This is a genomic window from Sphingopyxis sp. GC21 (genome assembly GCF_025727575.1).
Classification (GTDB): Bacteria; Pseudomonadota; Alphaproteobacteria; order Sphingomonadales; family Sphingomonadaceae; genus Sphingopyxis; species Sphingopyxis terrae_A.
The window spans coordinates 417,368-436,726 of the sequence record NZ_CP095845.1 but is presented as its reverse complement, the minus strand read 5'-3'; the positions used below and the strand labels follow the sequence as shown (position 1 = coordinate 436,726).

Annotated in this window: 16 protein-coding genes; 9 read left to right on the top strand and 7 right to left on the bottom strand. The window is 62.8% G+C overall.

Annotated elements, in window-relative coordinates; translation table 11 throughout:
- Nucleotides 1-61: 61 nt before the first annotated feature.
- Nucleotides 62-520, top strand: a complete 459-nt coding sequence (locus MU856_RS02070; RefSeq protein ID WP_234180605.1) for an Lrp/AsnC family transcriptional regulator — start codon at nt 62-64, stop codon at nt 518-520.
- Here MU856_RS02070 and MU856_RS02065 read toward each other — a convergent pair.
- Nucleotides 509-1,411 (bottom strand): haloalkane dehalogenase, encoded by a 903-nt coding sequence (locus MU856_RS02065; protein WP_263588274.1) that lies wholly within the window; start codon nt 1,409-1,411, stop codon nt 509-511. The genes MU856_RS02070 and MU856_RS02065 overlap by 12 nt on opposite strands.
- Nucleotides 1,412-1,506: 95 nt before the next feature.
- Between MU856_RS02065 and MU856_RS02060 the strand changes: the two genes are divergently transcribed.
- Nucleotides 1,507-2,097, top strand: a complete 591-nt coding sequence (locus tag MU856_RS02060) for an NADPH-dependent FMN reductase (protein ID WP_263589008.1) — start codon at nt 1,507-1,509, stop codon at nt 2,095-2,097.
- On the opposite strand, the gene MU856_RS02055 is transcribed toward MU856_RS02060, so the two are convergent.
- A complete protein-coding gene (locus MU856_RS02055) occupies nt 2,094-3,332 on the bottom strand; it encodes a spinster family MFS transporter (RefSeq protein ID WP_082657429.1) in 1,239 nt (412 codons plus the stop codon). The two genes, MU856_RS02060 and MU856_RS02055, sit on opposite strands and share 4 nt — an antisense overlap.
- 189 nt (nt 3,333-3,521) lie before the next feature.
- Here MU856_RS02055 and MU856_RS02050 point away from each other — a divergent pair, with 189 nt between their 5' ends.
- Nucleotides 3,522-5,093, top strand: coding sequence for an amidase (locus tag MU856_RS02050; RefSeq protein WP_234180598.1), 1,572 nt, complete (start codon nt 3,522-3,524; stop codon nt 5,091-5,093).
- A gap of 16 nt (nt 5,094-5,109) precedes the next feature.
- Here the strand turns inward: MU856_RS02050 and MU856_RS02045 are convergent, their stop codons facing one another.
- Both MU856_RS02045 and MU856_RS02040 read right to left on the bottom strand, forming a co-directional pair.
- Nucleotides 5,110-5,559, bottom strand: coding sequence for a DUF2721 domain-containing protein (locus MU856_RS02045; protein ID WP_003048937.1), 450 nt, complete (start codon nt 5,557-5,559; stop codon nt 5,110-5,112).
- 5 nt (nt 5,560-5,564) lie between these two features.
- Complete coding sequence (locus tag MU856_RS02040; RefSeq protein WP_058812797.1) at nt 5,565-6,776, bottom strand: LL-diaminopimelate aminotransferase; 1,212 nt, start codon at nt 6,774-6,776, stop codon at nt 5,565-5,567.
- A gap of 121 nt (nt 6,777-6,897) precedes the next feature.
- Between MU856_RS02040 and MU856_RS02035 the strand changes: the two genes are divergently transcribed.
- The 3 genes from MU856_RS02035 to clpS all read left to right on the top strand — a co-directional run bounded on the left by MU856_RS02035 (nt 6,898) and on the right by clpS (nt 10,160).
- A complete protein-coding gene (locus MU856_RS02035; RefSeq protein ID WP_217373242.1) occupies nt 6,898-8,688 on the top strand; it encodes a PHA/PHB synthase family protein in 1,791 nt (596 codons plus the stop codon).
- A 123-nt stretch (nt 8,689-8,811) separates the two neighbouring features.
- A complete protein-coding gene (locus tag MU856_RS02030; protein WP_003048931.1) occupies nt 8,812-9,534 on the top strand; it encodes a phasin family protein in 723 nt (240 codons plus the stop codon).
- Nucleotides 9,535-9,794: 260 nt separating this feature from the next.
- Nucleotides 9,795-10,160: an ATP-dependent Clp protease adapter ClpS gene (gene clpS, locus MU856_RS02025; RefSeq protein WP_051066442.1), complete on the top strand. Its 366-nt coding sequence runs from the start codon at nt 9,795-9,797 to the stop codon at nt 10,158-10,160.
- Nucleotides 10,161-10,327: 167 nt separating this feature from the next.
- Here the strand turns inward: clpS and MU856_RS02020 are convergent, their stop codons facing one another.
- Nucleotides 10,328-10,822 (bottom strand): winged helix-turn-helix transcriptional regulator, encoded by a 495-nt coding sequence (locus tag MU856_RS02020; RefSeq protein ID WP_217373241.1) that lies wholly within the window; start codon nt 10,820-10,822, stop codon nt 10,328-10,330.
- Nucleotides 10,823-10,934: 112 nt separating this feature from the next.
- Between MU856_RS02020 and MU856_RS02015 the strand changes: the two genes are divergently transcribed.
- Together MU856_RS02015 and MU856_RS02010 are read left to right on the top strand one after the other, a co-directional pair.
- Complete coding sequence (locus MU856_RS02015) at nt 10,935-11,666, top strand: SDR family oxidoreductase (protein WP_263588273.1); 732 nt, start codon at nt 10,935-10,937, stop codon at nt 11,664-11,666.
- Nucleotides 11,660-12,277 (top strand): 2-hydroxychromene-2-carboxylate isomerase, encoded by a 618-nt coding sequence (locus MU856_RS02010; RefSeq protein WP_058812793.1) that lies wholly within the window; start codon nt 11,660-11,662, stop codon nt 12,275-12,277. Before MU856_RS02015 ends, MU856_RS02010 begins: the two co-directional genes overlap by 7 nt.
- Nucleotides 12,278-12,477: 200 nt before the next feature.
- Here MU856_RS02010 and folE read toward each other — a convergent pair whose 3' ends face one another.
- Nucleotides 12,478-13,080 (bottom strand): GTP cyclohydrolase I FolE, encoded by a 603-nt coding sequence (folE, locus tag MU856_RS02005; protein ID WP_062768919.1) that lies wholly within the window; start codon nt 13,078-13,080, stop codon nt 12,478-12,480.
- Between the two features lie 434 nt (nt 13,081-13,514).
- Between folE and MU856_RS02000 the strand changes: the two genes are divergently transcribed.
- Entirely contained in the window at nt 13,515-16,553 is a 3,039-nt protein-coding gene (locus MU856_RS02000) for a TonB-dependent receptor (RefSeq protein WP_263588272.1), read from the top strand.
- 112 nt (nt 16,554-16,665) lie between these two features.
- Here the strand turns inward: MU856_RS02000 and MU856_RS01995 are convergent, their stop codons facing one another.
- Nucleotides 16,666-19,284, bottom strand: a complete 2,619-nt coding sequence (locus tag MU856_RS01995; protein WP_217373239.1) for a TonB-dependent receptor — start codon at nt 19,282-19,284, stop codon at nt 16,666-16,668.
- Nucleotides 19,285-19,359: the final 75 nt, after the last annotated feature.

The window sequence follows — 19,359 nt, the reverse complement described above, 5'->3', positions numbered from 1 at the left end:
GTGCTTCCAATATATGCCATTAGCAGAACGAATATTGGAATATTCTGCCAAGGACTGCCCCATGGATCGCAAGGATCACCAGATCGTCCGCGCCTTGATGCACGACGGCCGGCTGAGCAATCAGGATCTGGCCGCGGCGGTGAACCTGTCGCCGTCGCCCTGTCTGCGCCGGGTTCGTCTGCTCGAAGAGCGCGGCGTCATCACCGGCTATGCCGCGCTCGTCGATCAAAAGGCGATGGGCTATCCGATCACCGTGTTCGTCGGCATCCGGCTGAGCAAGCATGATCAGGCGACCGTGCAGACATTCGAGCGGGCGATCGGCGCCATCGACGATATTCTCGATTGCTTCCTGATGACGGGCGATATCGACTATCTGTTGCGGGTCGTCGCACCCGACCTCGACGGCTACGAACGCTTCGTGCGCGAACGGCTGCACGCGATCGACGGCATCGCGTCGATCGACACCAGCCTGGCCTACGGCGTCGTCAAGCAGAGCCGCGTGTTGCCGCTACCCGGCTGACGCCCCGCGCCCCGCCGCGGCGACGGCTTCGATTGCAGAAACGAAGCCCGCCGGGTCATCCTCCTGGATGAAATGCCCGCCTTTCAACGTGCGGTGCGGCATGCCGGCGGTTCCAGGCACGCGGCCGAGGAACAGGGCATCGCCGCCGCGCGTGATCGGGTCGCCGTCCGAAAAGCAGCAGAGGAAGGGCTTGTCGAAGCGTTCGAGCGCGGCCCATGCGCGCTTCTGATCGGGCACCGCGACATTGTCGCCCAGCGGCACGAACGACGGATAGATGCGCGCCGCGACCTTCGACGCGCGCGTCGGAAAGGGCGCGTCATAAGCGGCGATTTCTTCGGCGCTGAGCGGGCGCTTCGTTCCCGCCTTGACGATCCGGCCGATCGGGAACAGCGGGCTGTAGCGCGAAAAGGCGCGCCAGATCGCAAAAGCGCGGGGCGCCGCCTGTCCCTCGGGCAGTCCGCCGTTCGACAGTGCGACACCCGCGAACCGTTCGGGCATTTCGGCGACCAGACGCAGCCCGATCAGCGAACCCCAATCCTGGCAGACGAGGATCATGTTCCGAAGGTCGAGCGCCTCGATCCAGGCGCGCATCCACGCGACCTGCTGCGCATAGCTGTAGGCCGACCGGTCGAGCGGCTTGTCGGAGCGACCGAAGCCGATGAGGTCGGGCGCAACAGCCCGGAAGCCCGCGCGCACCGCGGGACCGATCATGTGGCGGTAGAGATAGCTCCACGTCGGCTCGCCGTGCAGCATGAGCACCGGCTGTGCATCGGCGGCGCCCTCGTCGACATAATGGACGCGCAGGCCGCCCGCGATCTCGGCATATCGCGGTGCGAAAGGCCAGTCGGTCAGGCCCGCAAAACATTCGTCCGGTGTACGATAAACCCGCATAATCCCCCCCCTTGGTCCCGACCACTCTAGAATTGACGCGCGGCGCGGCGCAAGACGCGCTTTCGTTCGGCGGCGCGGCGTGGCACGGTCGGCCGATGAGCCGCACCATCCTGGTCTTCTACGGAAGCTATCGCCGCGACCGGCAGGGCATCAAGCTTGCCCGCTGGATCGTCGATTCCCTTGCTACGCGCGGCGACCGCGCCGAACTGGTCGATGCGATGGCGGTGGATCTGCCGATGCTCGACCGACGGCACAGCGATTTTGCAGCGGGCGAGGCCCCCGCCGCGATGGATGCGCTCGCCGACCGGATCGCCGCGGCGGACGGCTTCGTCTTCGTGACCGGCGAATATAATGGCGGGCTGCAACCGGGCCTCAAGAATCTGGTCGACCATTATCTTCCCCAATTCGCGTGGCGCCCCGCCGCCATCGCCTCTTATTCGGCTGGCCCCTTCGCCGGCATCCGCGCCGCGACCGCGTGGCGCACGACGCTTGGCGCGATGGGCATGGTGGTCACCGCGACCCCGCTCAGCCTCGCGCGCATCGGCGGTGCTTTCGATGCCGACGGCGGGCCTGCGGGCGAGGACGGCGAGCGACTGGCACGGGCCTTTCCGCGCTTCGCCGACGACCTTGCCTGGTGGACCGACGCCGCGAAGGCGCAGCGCGAACAAGCGCCGCCGCCCTTCTAACCCGATTTGAGCTCCTTCCCGAGCCGCAGGCTGGCGCGCCAGAAGAAGAAGGCCGGGATCAGCCCGAGCCACGCCGCCCCATAAAGGACATAGCGGACGCTTTCGGTGCCGAGGGTCGGCTTGAGTTCCTCCGACGCCATGCCGAAGAGGAGCGGGCCAAGTCCGAGGCCGATCAGATTCTGCAGGAACAGCATCACCGCGCTGGCCATTGCGCGCGCCTCGGGTTGCACCAGCCCGTGGACGCAGGCGAAGGTCGGCCCGTAATAAGCGGCATTGAGCACGGTCGGCACGAACAGCAGCGCGATCGCGACGTGCCATTCGGTCACGGCGTAGCCCAGAAACAGGATCGGCGCCGCGACCGCCATGCCGATCGCCGGCGTGGTGAGCATATGGCGGCGGTCGGTCTTGCCGAACCGGTCGGCGAAATAGCCGCCGAGCCAGGTTCCCAAAATGCCCGCGATGCCCAGCGCGACGCCCAGCAAAAGTCCGGTTTCGCCCGCGCTCAGCCCGTGCGATCGTTGAAACAGGATCAGCGCCCAGACGCCTTTGCCATAACCCAGGAAGGCGGTGAAGGACGCCGCGATCGCGATGTAGACGAAGGCCCGGGTGCTGAACACTTCACGTAGCGCCTGCCCGATCGACAGGGCGCCGCTCGCGCCCGTCGTTGCAGCAGTATCGGCGCCGCGTGCGCGAACCTCCTTGATGAACATCGGGACCATGAAGGCGAGCAACAGGCCAGGCACACCGACGACCATGAACGCGATGCGCCAGCCCCAGAGATCGTTGACGATGCCGCCGACGATCAGACCGAGGAGGCTGCCGATCGGAATCCCGAGCCCGTAAAAGGCAATGGCGGACGATCGTTTGGCGGGTTCGACGGCATCGGTGATGAGCGAGTGTGCCGCGGGTGTGCACCCGGCCTCGCCCACGCCGACGCCGATGCGGGCAAGCAGCAATTGGACGAAATTCTGCGCCATGCCGCACAGCACGGTCATCCCCGACCAGATCGCCAGCGACACCGAAATCAGCCCGACGCGATTGGTTGAGGGACGGTCCGCATAACGCGCGATCGGCAAACCCAGGAAGGTGTAAAAGAGCGCGAAGGCCAATCCCGTCATCAGGCCGATGTCGGAATCGGACAGCTTGAGATCGCGTGCGATCGGCTCGGCCAATATGTTGACGATCTGCCGATCGAGGAAATTGAGGATATAGACGATCAAGAGCACCCACAGCATCGTGCGCGTTTTCGCGGCGACGCTGGTTGATGCTTGCGACCCTGCACCAAGGGCAAGAGCTGGCTTTTCCGACATTTTTCTCTCCCGATGGGGGCGAAGGTGCAGACCCGGCCGCACCCTGTCAACGCCGGGGCGGCACAGCGTAAAATGGCACTTGCAATTGCCGTTACGGCTGCCAGCATTCGCGCCATGCAAAAAATTTCGCTGCTGACAGCCGCTCTGCTCGCCTCCGTCCCCGCCGCCGCCATGCCGCCGCCGCTTCCCGATGTCGCCGGCAAGGATGCCGCGACTCTGCAGGCGGAGATGACCGCGGGCGAAACGAGCAGCGAGGTCATCACCGCCGCCTATCTCGAGCGCATCCGGAATATCGATAAGGCGGGCCCGACACTCAACGCGGTGATCGCGGTGTTTCCCGGCGCGATGAGCGAGGCCTATCGGCTCGATCAGGAGCGCAAGGCGGGGCATGTGCGCGGCCCGCTGCACGGGATTCCGGTGCTGCTGAAGGACAATATCGAGGCGGCGGGGCCGGTTGCGACGACCGCCGGTTCGCTGGCCCTGAAAGACAATATCACCGGCCGCGATGCGCCGCTGGTCGCGCGGCTGCGCGAAGGCGGCGCGGTGATCCTGGGCAAGACCAACCTCAGCGAATGGGCCAATATCCGGTCGAACGACGCGACCAGCGGCTGGAGCGCCGTCGGCGGGCTGACGCGCAATCCGCACGCGCTCGACCGCAACACATGCGGCTCGTCGGCGGGCAGCGGTGCCGCGACGGCGGCCAGCCTTGCGCCGCTGACGATCGGGACCGAGACCGACGGATCGATCACCTGCCCTGCGGGCATGAACGGCGTGGTCGGCTTCAAACCGACCGTCGGCCTGGTGAGCCGCAGTCTTGTCGTCCCGATCAGCCACAGTCAGGATACGGCGGGACCGATGACGTTGACGGTGCGCGACGCGGCCACGCTGTTGTCGGTGCTGGCGGGCAGCGATCCCGCCGACCCGGCGACGGCAGAGGCCGACGCGCACCGCCGTGACTTTGCCGCCGCGCTGTCGCCGGACGCGCTGCGCGGCAAGACGATTGGCGTGCTGCGCGATCGCATCGGCGGCCGCGCCGACATCGGCGCGCTGTTCGATGCCGCGCTCGACACGATGCGCGCCGCCGGTGCGACGATCGTCGAGATCAAGGATAGCCGTAGCGGTCTCGACGGCCTGGGCGATGCCGAATTCGAGATATTGATGACCGAACTCAAGCTCGACATGGCCGCCTATCTGGCCGGGCTACCCGGGAAGGGCGCGCCGCGCTCGCTCGCCGATCTGATCGCCTTCAACAAGGCGACGCCCGCCGAGATGCGCTGGTTCGACCAGTCGCTGTTCGAACTTGCCGAAAGCAAGGGCGGCCTCGACAGCCAGCCCTATCGTGACGCCAAGGCCAAGGCGGCGCGGCTAGCGGGACCGGAGGGCATCGACCGGCTGCTGCGCGAAAGCGGCGCCGACCTGCTGGTTGGCGTGACCAATGGGCCCGCCTGGACCACCGATCTCGTCAACGGCGACCATTATACCGGTCCCGGCGTCAGCCAGCTTCCCGCCGTCGCCGGCTATCCGCACCTCACCGTCCCGATGGGCGCGGTCGAAGGGCTGCCCATCGGCCTCTCCTTCATCGGCACCAAATGGAGCGACGGCGATATTCTGGCGGCCGGATATGCCTATGAACAGGCAAGCCGCAAACGCGTAGCGCCAACCTATCGCGCCAGCGTTATGCCCTGACGCTAGGGTCCTGACCCTAGTTGCGCTCGAGATACTCGGTCGGGATCAATATGGCGTGTGTCGCGAGGCGCACTTCATAGAGGAACATGCCGAGCGAGAGCAGCAGGAACAGCATCGCCAGCACAAAGACCAGCGATACCGCGACGCCGAGATGGAAGCCCGCCGCATATTGCAGGAACAGCAGCGACACGAGGATGCACACCACCAGCCCGCCGCAGACGGCGAACAGGATGGCGGTGTTGATGACGCGCATCCGTCGCGCGATCACGCGCAATTCTTCGACCAACCGGCTATGTTCGACGCCCGTCGTCGTCGCGTGACGTTCGGTCAGCTTGCGCGACCGGTCGATGACGCGCGCGAGGCGGCCAGTGAAGACGTTGAGCAAATTGCCCATCGCGACCAGCAGGAACACCGGCGCGACGGACAATTGGATCGTCTGGGCGATTGTCGGCGCCCCTTCGAACATCGCGTCTATCCTGCCGCGACCGACGGCGTGTTCACACCATGCATCTGGAGGAATTTGCGGACGTTGCGCGCCGCCTGACGGATGCGCTGTTCGTTTTCGACCATCGCGATGCGGACATAGCCCTCGCCGTCCTCCCCATAGCCGACGCCGGGGGCAACCGCGACCTTGGCATGGGTCAGAAGCTGCTTGGAGAATTCGAGGCTGCCCATCTCCTTGAGCGCGGGCGGCAGCGGCGCCCAGGCGAACATCGACGCGGGTGGGCTCGGAATATCCCAGCCGGCGCGCGCAAAGCTTTCGACCATCACGTCACGGCGCTTCTGGTAAAGCTCGCGGTTCTTCGCGACGATATCCTGCGGTCCGTTGAGCGCGGCGCAGGCCGCCGCCTGGATCGGGGTGAAGGCGCCGTAGTCGAGATAGGATTTGACGCGCGTCATCGCCGCGATCAGCCGCTTGTTGCCGACCGCGAAACCCATGCGCCACCCGGCCATCGAATAGGTTTTCGACATGGAGGTGAATTCGATCGCCACATCCTTCGCGCCCGGCACCTGCAGGATCGAGGGCGTTGGATTGCCGTCGTAATAAAGCTCCGAATAGGCAAGGTCGCTGAGGACCCAGACCTTGTTTTCCTTCGCCCAGGCGACGAGCCGCTCGTAGAAAGCGAGGTCGACGGCTTCAGCGGTCGGGTTCGACGGGTAGTTGACGACCAGGATCGACGGACGCGGCACGGTGAACGCCATCGCGCGGTCGAGCGCGCGCCAGTAATTTTCGTCCGGCGTCGTCGGCACGCTGCGGATCGTCGCACCGGCGATGATGAAGCCGAAGGTGTGTATGGGATAGCTGGGATTCGGTGCCAGCACGACGTCGCCCGGGCCGGTGATCGCGGTCGCGAGGCTGGCGAGCCCTTCCTTCGACCCCATCGTCACGACGACTTCGCTTTCGGGATCGAGTTCGACGTTGAAGCGGCGGGCATAATAATTGGCCTGCGCCCGGCGCAGCCCCGGAATGCCCTTCGACTGCGAATAGCCGTGCGCGTCGGGTTTTTGCGCAACCTCGCACAGCTTGTCGATCACATGCTGCGGCGGCGGCAGGTCGGGGTTGCCCATTCCCAGGTCGATAATGTCCTCGCCCGCGGCACGCGCGGCCGCTCGCATCGCATTCACTTCGGCGATGACATAGGGCGGCAGGCGCTTGATGCGGTAGAATTCATCGTCGGACATGGGGAACTAGAACAACTCCTTTTCGTAAGCGTTTAGTCGGTCGAAACGCGATCGGCACCTCGCCAGCCGCGTCGGCGGCTGTTATACGCATCGGACGAGAGGCTGACCAGCGGGAACCGGCATGAGCGACGCGGGCGAAAAAGACAAGAATGACGGCACCGCGGCCGAGGCGCCGAATCCCTTTCTCCCGTCCCCCGACGATATGCAGCATTGGGCCAGCGTGATGGCGCGCGCGCAGCAGATGATGCTCGAATTCGCGCTCGGTCAGGCCGACGAGGAAAAGGATGCGCGGCCGCTGTTCGATCCCGCCAGATGGATCGACAATCCGGCGACCCAGCTTTGGGCCGAACAGGGCGCGAAGTTGTGGGAACAGGGTGTGCATTTCTGGTCGTCGCTCGCCGCGATGCAGCCGTCCTTCATGCCCTCCGCGGCGGCCGATGCGCCCAAGGATCGCCGTTTCGCCGACCCCGACTGGACCGCAAACCCCGCCTTTGCGCTAATCCGGCAGACCTATGGCCTGTTGTCGGACCAGTTGCTCGAAACCACGCGCCAGCTTCAGGGGCTCGACGCCGATGCGCGGGCCAAGATGGAATTTGCCGCAAAGTCGATGGCCGACGCGCTGTCGCCGACGAACCTTGCCGTCACCAACCCCGAAGTCATCAAGCGCGCGGTCGAAACGCGCGGCGAAAGCCTGCTCAAGGGGCTGCGCCACATGCTCGCCGACCTCGCGCGCGGGCAGTTGAGCCATGTCGACAAGAATGCGTTCGAGGTCGGCGTGAATATCGCGACGACCCCGGGCAAGGTGATCCACGAAACCGATCTCTATCAGCTCATCCAATATGAGCCGACGACGAAAGACGTCTTCACCGTCCCGCTCGTCATCTTCCCGCCGTGGATCAATCGCTTCTACATCCTCGACCTCAATCCCGCGAAAAGCTTTGTCCGCTGGGCGGTCGAACAGGGGCTGACCGTGTTCATGGTGTCGTGGAAATCGGCCGACGCGTCGATGAAGGATATCGTGTGGGACGATTATATCGCGGCGCAGGTCGATGCGATCGACACGGTGCGCGACCTGCTCGACGTGCCGCATGTCCACGCGATCGGCTACTGCGTCGCCGGGACGACGCTCGCCGCCACGCTCGCGATGCTCGCTGCGCAGGGCGATGCCGACAAGGTCAGGTCGGTCACCTTCTTCACCGCGCAGGTCGATTTCGAACTGGCGGGCGAACTCAAGCTGTTCGTTGACGACGGCTATCTGGCGCTGCTCCAGCAATTGTCGGCCGGCGGCTTTCTCGACGGCCGCTATATGGCCGCAACCTTCAACAGCCTGCGCGGCCGAGATCTCATCTGGAATTATGTCGTGAGCAATTACCTGCTCGGCAACGACTATCCGCCTTTCGATCTGCTCTACTGGAACGGCGACACGACCAACCTGCCGGCGAAATGGCACCGGCAATATCTTGTCGACCTCTACCGCGACAACCGGATGGTCATCCCGAACAGTCTGACGGTGATGGGTACCCCGATCGACCTCAAGAAGATCACCACCCCCGCCTATATCCAGGCCGGACGCGAAGATCATATCGCCCCGCTGGCCAGCGTCTGGCGGCTGATGGACCATCTGTCGGGGCCAAAAACCTTCCTGCTTGCGGGTTCGGGTCACATCGCCGGCGTCGTCAACCCGCCCGCGGCGGGCAAATATCAATATTGGACCGGCGACAATGACGCCGCCTCGCTCGCGGAATTCGAGGCGGGCGCGACCGAAACCAAGGGAAGCTGGTGGCCGCACTGGATCGGCTGGATCGCCGATCAGGACGGCGGCAAGACGCCCGCCAAAGGCGCGCGCGTGCCCGGAAAGGGCAAGAAAAAGGCGATCGAGGACGCGCCCGGACGCTACGTCAAACAGCGGTAACATCGCGGGATTATCAATTAGCTGCGGCGGCTCATCGACAATTTTTGTGCGCTGCACAAAAATGCCCTTGAAATCGCCGATCCACTCCTATATTGTGCAGTGCAACATAAAGGAGTTGTTCCGATGGCTACCAAGATGGATAGTGCCGAAAAGGCTTTCGAAGCCGCGACGCTGGAAACCGCCGCCAAGCCGGTTGCGACTCCCGTGGCGCCTGCGGTTGCCGCTCCGGCGCCCGAAAAGACCAAGACCGTAAAGGCCAAGGCCAAGCCGGTCCAAAAGAAGGCCGCAAAGCCGGCCGCCAAGAAGGTCGCCCCCAAGAAGGCGGCCGCCAAGACCATCACCCCCAAAGCAAAGGCCGCGCCGAAGCCGGTTGCCGCCGCCTCCAAAGGATTCAAGACCATGAACGACACCGTCAAGAAGTTCGCCGAAGACGCCAAGACCCGCGCCGAAGCGATGACCGCCGAATTCAACGAAAAGGCGAAGGAAGCCATGAGCAAGAGCAGCAAGCTCGCCGAGGAAGCTGTCGAATTCAACAAGGCGAACATCGAAGCCATGGTTGAATCGGGCAAGATCGCGGCCAAGGGCTTCGAAACGCTCGGCCAGGAAGGCGTCGCCTTCGCTCGCAAGAGCTTCGAAGACACCACCGCCGCACTGAAGGGCTACACCGCCGTCAAGTCGCCGGCCGAGTTCTTCAAGCTCTATGCCGAAAACAGCAAGAAGGCGTTCGACGCCGCCGTTGCGCAGACCTCGAAGACCAGCGAAATGGTCGTGAAGCTCGCCAACGACAGCTTCGCGCCGATCTCGAACCGCGTGTCGGTCATCAGCTCGAAGATGAAGGCAGCCTAAGGGCCTTTTTCTTCCCTCGTTGGCGCGGGCTCTCTCTCCCCTCCTCCCGACCCCGCGCCGACACATACAGGGCCGCTCGTTTCCTTCGCGAAACGGGCGGCTCTTGTTTTTATCCTGATCGTCGCCCCCGCGAAGGCGGGGGCCGCAATCGACTTGGTGCACTCTTGCCAGAGGCTCCCGACTTCGCGGGGGCGACGAAAAGGGGGTTAATGCATCCCCGCCCTCTTGCGATTCCGCCCCGGCTTGCGATATTCCCGATGATGATGCTTCCCGCCTCCATTCCTCACATCGTCCGCGCCATGGCGGGCAAGGATGACGATACGCCCGGCGCTCCCGGCGTCGGCATTGCGACGCGCACGCGCGCGAAACCCAAAAAGCCCTCGATGTACAAGGTGCTACTGCTCAACGACGACTATACGCCGATGGAATTCGTCGTGATGGTGCTGCAGCGCTTTTTCAACATGGACATCGAACGCGCGACGCAGGTGATGCTACATGTGCACCAACAGGGCGTCGGAGTGTGCGGCGTGTTCAGTTATGAAGTCGCCGAAACCAAGGTCAATCAGGTGATGGACGCCGCGCGGCAGAACCAGCACCCGCTGCAATGCACGCTGGAAAAGGCATAAATTGTTCAGCCCCTCCCGTATGCGGGAGGGGCAATGAGACTTGGTTCGGCGAAGCCGGGCCTAGTCGCAATGGGGTGGGCATTGTCGCCGCATCACCCCGCCCACCCCGCTGCGAGTAGCGAACAAGTTCGCAACTCTCGCTGCCCCTCCCGCATGCGGGAGGGGTTTCAACCGCCGCTCCGCGCCGCCTGCTCGGCCTGAAGCGGCGCCGAAGGCTCGCCCTTCAAATCGCCATAATGGAGCGCTTCGCCGCACCCCGGACAGACGACCGCGGTGCCGACATCGGCGCCGCAGGCGCGGTGAATATAGCGCATCGCCGGTCCGCCTCCCGTCTCTCCCGGCGCATAAGCCCAGCGCTCGGCCCAATTGCGCATCGCGTACAGCACGTCGAACAGATCCTTGCCCTTCGCGGTCAGCCGATATTCGTGGCGAACGGGCCGATCCTGATAGGCATGACGCTCGACCACACCCTCGTGCACCAGCAGCTTGAGCCGCGCCGACACGAGCTGCGGCCCGAGGCCGGTGTTCGCGGCGATCGCCTCGAACCGCCGGCGCCCGAAGAACAGGTCGCGCAGGATCAGCAGCACGGCGCGGTCGCCCAGGATTTCGGCCGAGCGGCCGACCGGGCAAAATGTATCCGAAAGATCAGCGCGTTTGGGCATGATGTCCCTATACCCTTGTCATTCTCTTCATCGGCATTCTCATCCCACCGACAAAAACCTCTTGTCACTATGTTTATCATAGCTACAATCTGCTGCAAGAGGAGAGTCGCGCATGCCCAACCCCGCAGCCGTCATCATCGGAGCCGGCGACGCCACCGGCGGCGCGATTGCCCGCGCCTTTGCCGCCGAAGGCCTCACCGCCTGCGTCAACCGCCGGGAGCGCAACGCCGATGCGCTCGAGGCGCTGGCGCAGTCGATCCGCGAAGACGGCCATGATGCCCGCGCCTTTCCCGGCGACGCGCGTAGCGAAGAGGCGATGATCGCCCTGTTCGACCGAGTCGAGGCCGAGGTCGGACCGATCGAGGTCGCGGTCTTCAATATCGGCGCGAACGTCAACTTCCCGATCGCCGAGACGACGCTGCGCGTTTACACCAAGGTCTGGGAAATGGCGTGCCTGGGCGGCTTCCTGATGGGGCGCGAGGCGGCAAAGCGCATGGCGCCGCGCGGCCGCGGCACGATCATCTTCACCGGCGCCACCGCATCCCTGCGCGGCGGATCGGGCTATGCCGCCTTCTCGGGCGCCAAGGCGGCGCTGCGAATGCTGGCGCAATCGATGGCGCGCGAACTGGGGCCGCAGGGCGTCCATGTTGCGCATGTCGTGATCGGCGGCGCGATCGACACCGATTTCATCAAGGGACGTCATCCCGATTTCGACAATGCGAAGGCGCAGGATCTGATCCTCAACCCGCAGGCCATCGCCGCCAATTATGTGATGCTCCACCGCCAGCCGAAAAGCGCGTGGACGCACGAACTCGACCTTCGCCCCTGGGGAGAAAAATGGTGAGCAAGAGCGCAGGAAAGTCCCTCGAATTCATCTTCGATTTCGGCAGTCCGAACGCCTATCTGGCGATGAAGATACTACCCGACCTGCTCGACCGCACAGGCGCCGATCTGATCATCACCCCCTGCCTGCTCGGCGGCATTTTCAAGGCCACCGGCAACAAGGCGCCGATGATCCAATATGCCGACGCGCCGGCGAAGATGGCGTATGAAAATCTCGAGATGCGGCGCTTCATCGCGCGCCACGGGCTCACCAAATTCCGGCTCAACCCGCATTTTCCGGTGAACACGCTGCTCATCATGCGCGGCGCGGTCGTCGCCGAGGACGAAGGCGTGCTCGACGACTATATCGATGCGGTGAACCGCGCGATGTGGGAAGACGGGCTGAAGATGGATGATCCCGCGGTCGCCGCTGCCTTCCTGACAGCAAACGGCTTCGACGGCCCCGCGCTGCTGGCGCGCACGCAGGAGGATGCGATCAAGGCCAAGCTCGCCGCCAACACCGAAGCCGCGGTCGCGCGCGGCGCCTTTGGTATCCCGACCTTCTTCGTCGGCGACGAGATATTCTTCGGCAAGGACCGGCTCGGACAAGTCGAGGAAGCGCTGCTCCGCTGACGGGACGACGGTTTTGGGGTCGGGAGCGGTCCTCACCTTCTTTCGTCATTCCCGCGAAAGCGGGAACCCAAAGCTCGCGTCAGCTAACTCCACACTGGGTTCCCGCTTTCGCGGGAATGACGATGTGAAAAAGTGCAACAACGTCCGCAATCGGTCCTAATCGGCCGCCTTCCCAATCACGCTGACGATCGCGACGCGCATCAATAGCCCATCAGGCTGAGCACTTCCTTGCGGCTGCGCTGATCTTCGAGGAAGCAGCCGAGGACGCGGCTGGTGACCATGCCGACGCCGGGGGTACGCACGCCGCGGCCGGTCATGCAGCCGTGCTGCGCGTCGATCACCACCGCAACGCCATGCGGGTGCAGATTGTCCCAGATGCATTTGGCGACTTCGGCAGTCAGCCGCTCCTGCACCTGCAGGCGGCGGGCATAGCCATTGAGCACGCGCGCAAGCTTCGAAATGCCGACCACGCGCTCGCGCGGCAGATAGGCGATCGACGCCTTGCCGGTGATCGGCGCCATATGATGCTCGCAGTGCGACTGAAAGGGGATGTCGCGCAGCAGCACGATTTCGTCATAGCCGCCGACCTCCTCGAAGGTGCGCGACAGATGGACCGCGGGGTCCTCACCATAGCCGCTGCAATATTCCTTCCACGCGCGCGCAACCCGCTTGGGCGTGTCGAGCAGACCCTCGCGCGCCGGATCGTCACCCGCCCATTCGATCAGCGTCCGCACCGCGGCGGCGACATGATCGGGAACCACCACTTTGCCGTCGGGTCCGATTTCGGTCGTGCTGCTCGTCATATCCCCGCTTTCACTGTTGCTTTCTTGCCGCACATTTCGGGACGATTGCCCCGATAAGCAAGAGCGTGCACGCAAGTTTTTGTTCGGCCGCCGATGCTTTACGTTGCGGAATCCAACCCTTTTCCGATTGTGCAGAGCCGCAATTTCCTTTCGAATTTTCCCGCCAACAAGCCACTTGACGCTTTGGTAAAGTCAGCGCAGTTTTCAAACATTACAGAGTTCGCTTGAGCGGACCGTAATCCGGAGAGGCCGGCGTTTTCCCCGACGCCGGTGGGAGAGGACGATGACCAGCACCGCTGGCAGGTGGGATACTCACTGGCGCTTGGCCCCCGCGGCCCGGCGCCTTCTGGCATGCCCGGTCGAATCCCCTCCCCTGACCACAATTGAATTTGGGCGACCCCGTGGACCCGCGGGATCGAAAAAGGGAGGAATAGATGAAGTTCAAGACACTGATCGGAACGTCGGTCCTGGCCATGGCGGTGGCGAGCCCCGCCTATGCGCAGGATAGCGACAGTTCCGCCCCCTATGGCGAGATCGTCGTTACGGCGCAGCGCCAGTCCGAACGCCTCCAGGATGTTCCGATCGCCGTCAGCGCTTTTTCCGCCGAGGCCTTGGAAAAGCAACAGATCGTCAACCCCTCGGCCTTGCAGCAGACGCTGCCGAACGTCACCTTCACGAAAACAAACTTCACCTCGTCCAGCTTCACGATCCGCGGCATCGGCGACCTTTGCGTCGGCACGACCTGCGACAGCGCGACCGCGATCCACGTCAATGATATGCCGCTGCTCAGCACGCGGCTTTTCGAAAGCGAATTTTTCGACCTTGAACGCATCGAAGTCTTGCGCGGCCCGCAAGGCACGTTGTTCGGTCGCAACGCGACATCGGGCGTGGTCAACTTCATCACCGCGAAACCGGACCTGTCGGCTTTCCACGCCGCAGGCGAGGCCGAATATGGCAACTATGATTCAAAACGCATAAAGGGGATGGTCAACATTCCACTTGGCGACACGCTGGGTGTGCGCGTAGCCGGCACATGGCTCAATCGCGATGGCTATACGAAAAATCTATACAATGGGAGCCGCATCGACGATCGCGACCTCTATGCGATCCGCGGCTCCTTGAGTTGGGAGCCCAATGATGACACGCGCGTCGATCTCGTCGGCTATTATTTCCGAGAAAAGGACAATCGCAGCAGAATCCAGAAACAACTCTGCCACCGCGACCCGACCGGTATTCTCGGGTGCCAACCCGACAAGCTCGCCTATGAAACACTGAACGGCAACGCCACGCTGGCGACCATTCTGACCAGCCGGGAGTTTTTGACGATCGCCGGACTGGGCGCTTTGGCACCGGTCGCGCTCAATAGCGTGTATCAGGCGAACGATGCCTTCTCCGGTGTTGTCAACCCACCCGATGTTCGCACTGTTCGCGTCGATTACACCCCGACCTATTATGCCAAGGAACAGCAATATACGTTGAAGCTGTTTCATAACTTCGGACCCGTGAGCCTGAACCTCACCGGCGGGTATATGAAGAACAGTGTCGATTCGACGTCGGACTATAATCTTGCGGTCGGAAACTCCTATGCGACCAACGCGGGTCTGAATACGCTCAATGCGGCGGCGGTTCCGGGCGGCCCGTTGGCGGTGTTGAACAACATGCGCCAGGCTCTGATCCCCAATGGACCGGCGACAGTCTGCCAGTCGCAAGCGGATCCGAACGGCGTCGGCGTTTTCGGCGGCAATGGCATTTGCGGACCGACCAGCTTCGACTATGATCGGTCGAGAGCCGATGTGCGGCAATATTCCGCCGAGGCTCACATCGACAGCTCGTTCGACGGCATGTTCAACTTCCTGCTCGGCGGGATTTATTTCGACAGCAAGACGACCGACAATGACTATTTCGTCAACAGCTTCGGCCTCGACTATGCAGCAGGCTTGCTGGGCAGCGCACAGAGCGGTGGCGCAGCTTTCGCCGCGACGCCTTTCTATCGAAACAACACCCCGGAATTCCGCCTGAAATCATATGGATTGTTTGGCGAAACTTATTTCGAGTTCAACGACAGGCTGAAATTGACGCTCGGGTTGCGGTATAACCATGATAAAAAGACCGTCAGGGCGCGAACGACCTATCTTCAGGATACCAAAAGCCGAATCCTGCTCGATGCTGGCGGTCAACCTCTCCTCGATCGCGAAGGCAATCAGATCGTGACGACGTCAGGTGCCAGTCAGAATATCTTCGTGCCGTTCGGCGCGACGGATGCGACAAGCTACCTGAACGATCCTGCTTTCGATTTCGACTCGACGGCGCCCGGAAATCAACCATTTGCCATCAATTCCGTGAGCTTCGGCAAACTCACCGGCCGCGCGGTGCTCGATTACAAGATCACCGACGACAATCTGCTCTATGCGTCCTATTCGCGCGGTTACAAATCGGGCGGGATCAATCCGCCGCTCTCGCCCATTTTTGCCGTGCCGATCAGCTTTGCACCGGAAAAGGTTGATGCCTTTGAAATCGGATCAAAAAACACTTTCGGCAACGGTCAGTTCAGACTGAATCTGACGGGCTTCTATTATAAGTATAAGGGTCTACAACTCAGCCGCATCGTCGCGCGAACTTCGGTAAATGACAACATCAACGCCGATATTTACGGCATCGAAGCCGAAGCCGTTATCAGCCCGACCCCTGCTTTCGTTATCAATGCCAATTTCAGCTATCTGAAATCGAAAGTGTCGGATGATCGCTTCCTCGCCAACCCACGCGATCCGTCAGGTGGGCGCTCGGACGCTGTGATCATCAAGGATTTGTTCAACGCATCCAATTGCGCCATCCGGCCCGCTAGCGGTTCGGGCGCCACGGGTGCCCAGGTCAATGCGTTTGTCAACGCCGTCAACGGCGCGCTGGGTCTGCAGGGCACGACCTCGGTGCCGGGAACCAACACGACCGGCGCCTTCTCGGTATGCTCCATTCTGGCAGCAGCGGCAGCGGGCTCGGTTGGCAGCTTCAACCCTGCCCTCGCAGCGTTGCAGCCGGGTCTGCAAGCCGCGTTTAACGGCGGGGCCGCCGGCTCGTTGCCGTTCGTCGTCGATCCCAGCGGCGTGACCGTCAATGTGAAAGGCAATCGCCTTCCCAACGCCCCGACCTATAAATGGGCGGTTGGCGCACAATATACCATCGACGCCGGAGACTGGACGATCGTGCCGCGTGCCGATCTGAATTATACCGGTGGCAGTTGGGGGACCATCTTCAACAAAAATCCGATCGACAAGATCAAGGGATACGCCGTCATCAATGCGCAAATTCAATTGAACGGCCCCGATGATCGCTTCTATATCCGCGGATTTGTCCAGAATCTGGGGAATACCAACGCGACCACGGGCATGTATGTTACCGATCAATCATCGGGCATGTTCACGAATATCTTCACTGTCGAACCGCGCCGCTATGGCATCGCGGCCGGCGTGAAATTCTAAACCCGGCGGGCGGCAACGCCCGAAAAAAAGACCCCGGCCTCTCGCATGAGAGGCCGGGGTTTTCTTTTGCCCGAATGGCCGATCCGGCGGCGTATGGCGCCGCCGGGGCCGATCAGAATTTGAAGCGGCCGGTGACGCCATAGGTGCGCGGCTGGCTGGGATAGCCCGACACGCTGCCCGCCTGCGCGACGGCGTCGAACACCGTCGTCAGATATTGCGCATTGGTCAGATTGCGGCCCCACACGCCCAGTTCGAAGCCGTTGGTCAGCGCGATCGTGAATGAGGCGTTGAGCTGGTTCACTTCACGCTTCAGACCCTGAGCAATCCGGATTCCTTCGGCATCGGTAGCAAACCCGGTCAGGCCGTCGACAATCTGCGTCGGGCTTTCATACTGATAGTCGACGTGCGCGATCGCCTTCGTCCCGCCCGCGAATTCATAGGTATAGGTGCCGCCCATCGAAACCGACAGGTCGGGGATGCCCGCGGGCTTCTTGCCCGACAGATCTCCGACCGCCGAGCCGATGAAGCTATCGTACTTCGGATCGAGCCAGGTCACCGCCAGCGACAGATTCAGCCCCTGCACCGGACGGACCGAACCGTCGAATTCGACGCCCCAGGTCGACTGCTTGCCCGCGTTGGCGAGCGCGAAGCCGGTGCCGGTGAAGACGTTCGACTGGAAGCCCTTGATCGACTGCTTGAATACCGCAAGGTTCAACGCCGCGACCGACCACTGCGCCTTCAACCCGGCTTCATAGACCGACGACTCTTCCGGCGCCGCGAAACGCGAGCCCGACACGAGGTTCGGAGTGCCGAGACCGCCTGCGATGATCGCGGGCAGGTCGCTGGCCAGCGGACGGCTGTCGCGCGACAGGTTGACCGAGCTTGCCTTGAAGCCCGTCGCATAGGTCGCATAGACGTTGACCGTGTCGGTCAGCTTATAGGCCAGACGCGCGCTGTAGCTGAAGTCGCCGTCGTTGGTCTTGCCAGGTTCGACGCTGTTCGGAACATTCAGGAAGGGCGGCAGGAACTGGAACGCCTTCAGCGGGTTCAGCGGGTTCGCCGCCGGGTTGTTCTGGTTCGCGGTCGCGAAGGCCTGGAACTGCTGGAAGGTCGCCGCAGTCGCGGGGTTGGTCGCAAATGCGAGGACCGCCGCCGGATCGTTCGGATTGACGCCCGCCTGTTGCAGCGCGCCGCCGAGGATCAGCTGGTTGCGGAACGGCGCATAGGCCGGCGCATCGAGGTTGATGCCCGAAAAGACGTCAGTGCTCGTCACGTCGGTCGTGAAGCGCTTCTTGTCCTTGGTGTAGTTGCCACCGAGGGTCAGCGTCAGGCGATCGGTCACGTCGAAATCCACCGTGCCGAAGATCGACCAAGCCGTGTTTTTCATGCCGTAATATTCGTCCATGCCGTCACCGGCGCGGAAGAAGGTGCCCACATATTTGGCCGGGTCGCCTTCGAGCGTGCCAAGCGTACCTTCAAGCACCGGAACGCTCAGCGCCCCGCCGCTTGCCGCCTGGATCAGCGCGTTGCCATAGGCGCGGAAATCGTCGCCGAAATAGATCTGGCTGTGCTGCTTGATCTTCTCGTTGAAATAATAGCCGCCGATCAGGAAGTTGATCGGACCGTCGAAATCCGAGGCCAGACGCAGTTCCTGCGTGAAGGTGTTGATCGCGGTATCGTCCGACTTCTGACCGATCAGGTCGGCGCTGGTGAAGTCCGAATCCTGGTTGGTGTTGGAGCGAACCTCGCGATAGGCGCTGATCGAGGTCAGCGACATGTTGCCGAGATCATAGTCGATCTGGCCCGAACCACCGTAATTCTTGATCAGGTTCGACGACAGGAAGTTGTTGTAGACGCGATACGAGAAGGGATTGTTCGCATCGACGCTGGGGCCGCCCGCGAGGGCATTGGTGATCGCGACCGTCGGGCCGGCGATGACGTTGCCGGCGATGCAGCAATTCTCGTCGATCTTGTCATAATCGCCGATCAGGCGGATCGTCAGCGCCTCGGTCGGTTCGAACAGCAGCTGGCCGCGCACGCCCCAGCGGTTGCGATCGTTGACGTCGGTGTCGAGGTTGACGTCACGGGCATAGCCGTCGCGGCGGTTGTAGTTGCCCCCGAGCGAGAAGGCGATCTTGTCGCTAATCGGGCCGGTGATGTCGCTCTTGATGACGAAGGCGTCGTAATTGCCGTAGCTCGCCTCGACCGAACCGCCGAATTCATACTGCGGCTTCTGCGTGACGATGCTGATTACGCCCGCCGACGCATTCTTGCCGAACAAAGTCGACTGCGGACCGCGCAGCACTTCAATGCGCTCGACATTCGGAAGGTCGCCGATCTGGGCGGCCGAACGCGAACGATAGACGCCATCGATGAAGACGCCGACCGAGGGCTCGATGCCCGGATTGTTCGCGCCGTTGCCGAAGCCGCGGATGATGAAGTTGGTGTTCGCGCTCGACTGGAGCTGCGACACGCGAAGGCTGGGGACCGCCGACTGCAGGTCGATAAGGTCGCGGATCTGCGCGTTCTGGATATCGGCGGCCGAGGTCACCGAAACGGCGATCGGCGTATCCTGAAGCGTCTGCGAGCGCTTGGTCGCGGTGACGATGATGTCATTGCCATAGTCGGTGTCGCTTGCGGGCGCCTCAGCGGTGTCCTGAGCGAAAGCGATGGCGGGGGTGGTCGCGGCGCACAGCATCGTGGCGCCCAACAAAATGTTGCGCAAAGTCATGATAGTCTCTCTCTCCATACCGCCAGAGGTGACCCATCGGGCCTAAGGAGGGGATGCACTGGCGGTGACTGGTCG